Below are 5227 nucleotides of genomic sequence, written 5' to 3'. Positions count from 1 at the left end.
GGCGGGGCGATGGCCGAGGGGGCGCGCCAGCTTGCGCGCGGACAACGCCCGTCCCTTCCCGCGCTGATGCTGAGCCCCGGCAATGCCGTCCGTCTGACGGATGAGCTGGCGCGGATGCGCGGCGCGGTGATGAAGCTCGGACAGCTGATGTCGATGGAGACCGGCGATCTCCTGCCCCCCGAGATGGCCGCCGCGATGTCGCGCCTGCGCGCCGAGGCGCACCCGATGCCGCCGCGCCAGCTCAAGGCGACGCTGGCCGCGAACTGGGGCCGCGACTGGCTGCGCGACTTCGAGCGGTTCGACGTGACGCCCATCGCGGCCGCCTCCATCGGACAGGTGCACCGGGCGCGCACCCGCGACGGCCGCGATCTGGCGATCAAGATCCAGTACCCCGGCGTGCGCCGCAGCATCGACAGCGACGTGGACAATGTGGCCGCGCTCATCCGCTGGTCCGGTGTCCTGCCGCGCGGCGCCGATCCCACCCCCCTGCTGGAGGAGGCCAAGCGGCAGCTCCACGAGGAGGCCGACTACCGCCGCGAGGGCGCCTGCCTTGCGCGGTTCGGCGCGCTGCTGGCGGATGCGCCGGGGCTGCAGGTGCCCGCGCTGCATGCCGATCTGACCACCGGCGACGTGCTGGCGATGGACCATGTCGCCGGCGGGCCGGTGGAGGGGCTGATCACCGCGCCGCAGGCGGTGCGCGACAGCGTGGCCACGCGCCTGGTCGGGCTGGCCCTGCGCGAGATGTTCGAGTTCGGGCTGATGCAGACCGACCCCAACTTTGCCAACTACCGCCATGACGCGGCGACCGATACGGTGGTGCTGCTGGACTTCGGCGCCACCCGCGAGATCCCCGCCGCCATGGCCGAGGGCTATCGCGCGCTGCTGCGCGCCGGCATGGCGGGCGATGCCCGGGCGGTCGAGCGCGCCGCGACCGACCTCGGGCTGATCGGACCGGCGCTGCCCGCGGCCCATCTGCAAGAGCTTCTGACACTGGCCGAACTGGCCTTTGCCCCGCTGCGCCAGCCCGGCGCGGTGGATGTGGCGGGCCTCGGCATCACCGAGCGTCTGCGCGATGCGGGCATGGCGCTGGCGATGGAGCACGGCCCCGGCGGCCATCTGCCCCCCGCCGAGGTTCTGTTCGTGCAGCGCAAGCTCGGCGGCCTTTATCTGCTGGCGCACCGGCTGCGCGCCCGGGTGCCGGGCCATGCCTTGATGACGCCGTGGCTTGCGGCCGGGACGTCTGCGGCATCTTGATCCGGACCGCCGGGCGCGACATGCTGGCGTCATGTCCGTGATCCCCCCGCAGCCCGTGCCCCCGGTCGAGCAGGTCAGTTTTGACCGGCGCGAACTGACCACCATCCTCGGCCTGTATGGCCGCATGGTCGCGATCGGCGAATGGCGGGACTACGGGATCTCGTGCCTGCGCGAGGTGGCGGTGTTCGCGATCTTTCGCCGCACCGCCGAGCATCCGCTTTACCGGATCGAGAAACGCCCCCGCCTGCGCCATCGCCAGGGGATGTATGCCGTGATCGGGCCGGATGGACAGGTGCTCAAACGCGGCCACGAGCTGGCGGGCGTCCTGCGGGTGCTGGAGCGCAAGCTGATCCGCGTGGTCGGCGGCTGATCCTCAGCGGGGGCGGGCGGCCAGTGCCGCGGCGATCTCGGCGCGGATCAGGCGGCGCAGCTGCCGGGTGAAGCGGGTGCCGGCCGCGCCCTGCAGTTCCGCACGAACCGCCTCGGCCACCAGCGCGCGCAGCGCGGCATCCTCGGTCGGGTTCGGGTCGGGGTCGGACACGCGCTGGTCCGGCGTCAGGCGCAGCGGGGCCGGGCGGATGGCCTCGGGCGCGGGCGCCGGCCGGTCGGACACCAGCCTGCGGATGGAGGCGATCATGTCGTCCCCGTCGGGGGCAACGCCGAGGTCCGGGCGGGGCAGGGGGCTGGTCATGGGCATCGTCTCCGGCGGCGGGGCGGGACCGGGCGCAAGGTGCGCCCGATCCGTCAGGGCTGCATCCGCTGAAGGATGCGGTCCAGCTGCTCGCCCTGGGGGCTGCGCAGCGGGGCGTTGCGGACGGCGTTGTAATACGCCTCCGGGTCATAGACCGGGATCCCGAGGTCGAGGTGCTCCACCGTCAGCAGCCCCATGGAGGACAACAGCCCGTACACCGCCAGCGTGCGCGCGGTTTCGGCGTCGACCCTTCCCACACGGGCGTCCAGCAGCTCCTGCTCGGCGTTGAGGACATCGAGCGTGGTCCGCGCGCCCAGTTCGGCCTCCTGGCTGATGCCTTCGAAAGCGGTCTGCGCGGCTTCGATCTGGCTGGCGCTGGCCTGGATCTGGGCGCGGGAGACGGCGATGTTGGACCATGACCGGCCCACCTGCTCGATCACCTCCACCGCGGTCTGGTGCAGGTTGGAGCGTGCCGCGTCGCGCTGCGCGATGGCCTGTCGCGACAGCGACGGATTGCGCCCGCCGGTATAGACCGGCCGGCTGTAGCTGAGCCCCACCGACGAGCGGTCGCGCCGGTCATCGTCGATCGACAGGTTGAGCGTCCCGCTCACCGTGCCCCGTCCGATCGCGGCGGTGCGTTCGGCGTTCAGGTCGGCGGCGGTGACTTCGAACTGTGCGCGGCGGATCGCGGGGTGGCGGTCGCGCGCCACGCCCTGTGCGGCCTCCAGCGAGGCGGGCAGCGCCGGCAGCGCGGGCGGCGGCGCAAGCCGCACCGGATAATCGCCCGTTGCCGCGCGATATGCCTCGCGGGCGACGGCCAGGTCGCCCTGCGCGGCGGCCACCTGGCTGCGCGCGCCGGCCAGTCGCGCCTCGGCGATGGAGACGTCGGTACGGGTGATCTCGCCGACCTCGAAGCGATCGCGCGCGGCTTGCAGCTCCTGGCCGATCAGCCGCACGTTGGCCTCGCGCAGCTCCAGCCGGGAAATCGCCGCACGCACGTCCATGAAGGCCGCGACCGCGTTGAACAGGACCTGCTGTTCCACCCCCACGAGGGCCGCGCGGGTGGCCAGAACCTGCGCCTCGGCGGCGCCGATGGCCAGCCGGTTGCGGCCGAAGTCGAACACCGTCAGTTCGGCCGACAGCGCCAGCTGCGCGGTCAGGTTCTCGACCCGGGTGGTGCCGGGGCCGGAGGGCAGCGACTGCTCGGCGGACACCCCTTCGGCGCGGGCCACGAAGTTCACCACCGGTCGCAGCGCCGAAACCGCCTGGGCCACGTCCTCGTCGGCGGCGCGCAGCACGGCGCGGTTCTGTCCGATCAGGTTCGACGTGCGATAGGCCGCGATCAGCGTGTCCGTCAGCGTCTGCGCCGCGGCCTGCGGGGCGGCCATGCCCAGCCCCGCCACCAGCGCGATCCCCGCGGCCATCCCGCGCAGGTGCCGCGCCCTCACAGCTGGAACTCCCGCGCGCGGGCAAAGGCGGGGATCACCGGGGCGGTGGCGTTGAAGATGTCGCGCCAGTTCATGCCGGCCGGGGTGCGGTGGCCCACGCGTACGATGCCCAGCGGGCCCTGCATGAACACGGCGGCGATGCGGCCGCCCGGCCGCAGCTGTTCCCACAGCCGCGCCGGCAGGACCTCGATCCCGCCCTGGACCACGATCACGTCATAGGGGCCGTGGCGGGGCGCGCCCGCGTCCAGCGGGCCCTCGATCACGGTGGCGTTGTCGGCGCCCTGTTCGGCCAGCAGGCCCTCGGCCTCGGCGGCCATGCCGGGCAGGTCCTCCACCGCGACGACCGCGCCGGCCATCCGCGCCAGCACCGCCGTGGAATAGCCGTAGCCGCAGCCGACATCGAGCACCGATTCCTCCGCGTGCAGGTCGAGCACGTCGCAGATCTTGCCCAGCGTGCGCGGGTCCAGCAGCACCCGACCCGGCGCCAGCGGCAGGTTCTCGCCGACATACGCCGCCTCGCGCAGGGCGGTGGGCACGAACACCTCACGCGGGACTGACAGCATCGCGTCGATGACGGGAAACTTGGTGACATCCGAGGGCCGGATCTGGGTGTCGACCATCATGAGCCGACGTGCCGTGTAGTCCGTCATGGCGGGCTGCTCGCTGTGTTCTTGGTTGTTGAATGGAACATGCCACATGCCCCGCCATGCGGCAACCGGCGTTGGTTGCGCGCGGCCCCCCCTCAGGGTGGTGGGGGGCCGAGGTCATAGCGCGCGAGTTCCTCGTGGTGACTGCCGCCCTTGCCCGGGTACGAACGATAGAGCGCCAGCGCCGTGATCCGCGCCGGGCCCGCGCTGAAATGGCCATTTCCCGCGATTGCCAGCGACAGGCGCTCGCGCTCGGGCGGGGACAGGCGCCGCCAGTCCAGCCGCGCCAGCGTCACATGGGGCACGAACCGGCGCCGCTCCAGCGTGATGCCTGCGCCGCGCGCGGCCTGCGCGACCTTGCGCTGCAGATGCGCCAGCGCGCCACAGGGCACCACGCCCGCATGCACCGAGCGCGGCGTGTCGCCTCCGAATCGGTCCACGCCGCGCAGCCGCAGATCGAACGACGGCGCGCCCAGCCCCTCGAGCGCGTGGTGCAGATCCTCCAGCACCGGCGCGGGTTGCGACCCCAGGAACGCCAGCGTCAGGTGCAGCGTCTCGGGCGGGGCGGGGCGTGCGGCGTGGCGCGGCAGCGGCAGCATCTGCTCCAACAGCATCACCCGCTGGCACAGCGTTTCAGGCAGCGGCAGGGCAACGAACGCACGGATCATCCCCGATGCCTGCCGCAGCGGCCCGCCCCATGCAAGGCGGTTGCGTGCCGCGTGGCGGGCGCCGGGTTGTCTTGGCGGGGCATCTGGGGTCAAACACAACGGCGGTGAAGGTGGCGATGAAGGGAACGGACGAGATGTTCAGCAAGTCTGCACAGGGTGGCCAGCCAGGCCAGGGCGGGCGCGACGCGGCGCGGTCGGTGATTTCCGCCGATGTCCGCATCGAAGGGTCGCTGCACACCGAGGGCGTGCTGGAATTCGACGGCCGCATCGACGGGGATCTGAGCGCGCATGCGCTGGGGGTGGGCCGCTCGGCGGTGGTGCGGGGCAATATCGCGGGCGGATTCGTCACCATCGACGGCACCGTCGAGGGCGACATCGTCGCCGAGACGCTGACGCTGAAGCCCACCGCGCTGGTGCGCGGGGTGCTGGCCTATGGCACCGTGACGGTGGAAAGCGGCGCGCATGTCGACGGGCGGTTCCAGCGGCTGGCGCCGGCCCCCGCACGGGCAGCCTCCGGCC

Annotated in this window: 7 protein-coding genes; 3 read left to right on the top strand and 4 right to left on the bottom strand. The window is 72.7% G+C overall.

The annotated features are described in order from the left end of the window. The coding region (locus tag CCR87_RS01825) for an ABC1 kinase family protein (protein WP_242511798.1) at positions 1-1254 on the top strand (1254 nt) is incomplete at its 5' end. A 31-nt stretch (positions 1255-1285) separates the two neighbouring features. After that, a complete protein-coding gene (locus CCR87_RS01820) occupies positions 1286-1624 on the top strand; it encodes a DUF2794 domain-containing protein (protein ID WP_201155620.1) in 339 nt (112 codons plus the stop codon). A 3-nt stretch (positions 1625-1627) separates the two neighbouring features. Here the strand turns inward: CCR87_RS01820 and CCR87_RS01815 are convergent, their stop codons facing one another. From CCR87_RS01815 to thpR, 4 genes are all read right to left on the bottom strand, one after another. Beyond that, a complete protein-coding gene (locus CCR87_RS01815) occupies positions 1628-1945 on the bottom strand; it encodes a hypothetical protein (RefSeq protein ID WP_201155619.1) in 318 nt (105 codons plus the stop codon). Between the two features lie 53 nt (positions 1946-1998). Continuing rightward, positions 1999-3393 (bottom strand): TolC family outer membrane protein, encoded by a 1395-nt coding sequence (locus CCR87_RS01810; RefSeq protein ID WP_338048856.1) that lies wholly within the window; start codon positions 3391-3393, stop codon positions 1999-2001. Next, on the bottom strand, positions 3390-4043 hold the full coding sequence (locus CCR87_RS01805) for a protein-L-isoaspartate O-methyltransferase family protein (RefSeq protein WP_201155617.1): 654 nt from the start codon (positions 4041-4043) through the stop codon (positions 3390-3392). The genes CCR87_RS01810 and CCR87_RS01805 overlap by 4 nt, the downstream gene beginning before the upstream one ends. A gap of 92 nt (positions 4044-4135) precedes the next feature. Next, on the bottom strand, positions 4136-4708 hold the full coding sequence (gene thpR, locus CCR87_RS01800; RefSeq protein WP_201155616.1) for an RNA 2',3'-cyclic phosphodiesterase: 573 nt from the start codon (positions 4706-4708) through the stop codon (positions 4136-4138). Positions 4709-4824: 116 nt separating this feature from the next. Between thpR and CCR87_RS01795 the strand changes: the two genes are divergently transcribed. After that, positions 4825-5227, top strand: a 403-nt coding sequence (locus CCR87_RS01795; protein ID WP_201155615.1) for a bactofilin family protein, incomplete at its 3' end; no start/stop codon positions are given.

Origin of the sequence: Rhodobaculum claviforme (assembly GCF_016653255.1) — a bacterium.
Taxonomy (GTDB): Bacteria; Pseudomonadota; Alphaproteobacteria; order Rhodobacterales; family Rhodobacteraceae; genus Rhodobaculum; species Rhodobaculum claviforme.
This window is presented reverse-complemented; position numbering and strand designations above follow the sequence as displayed.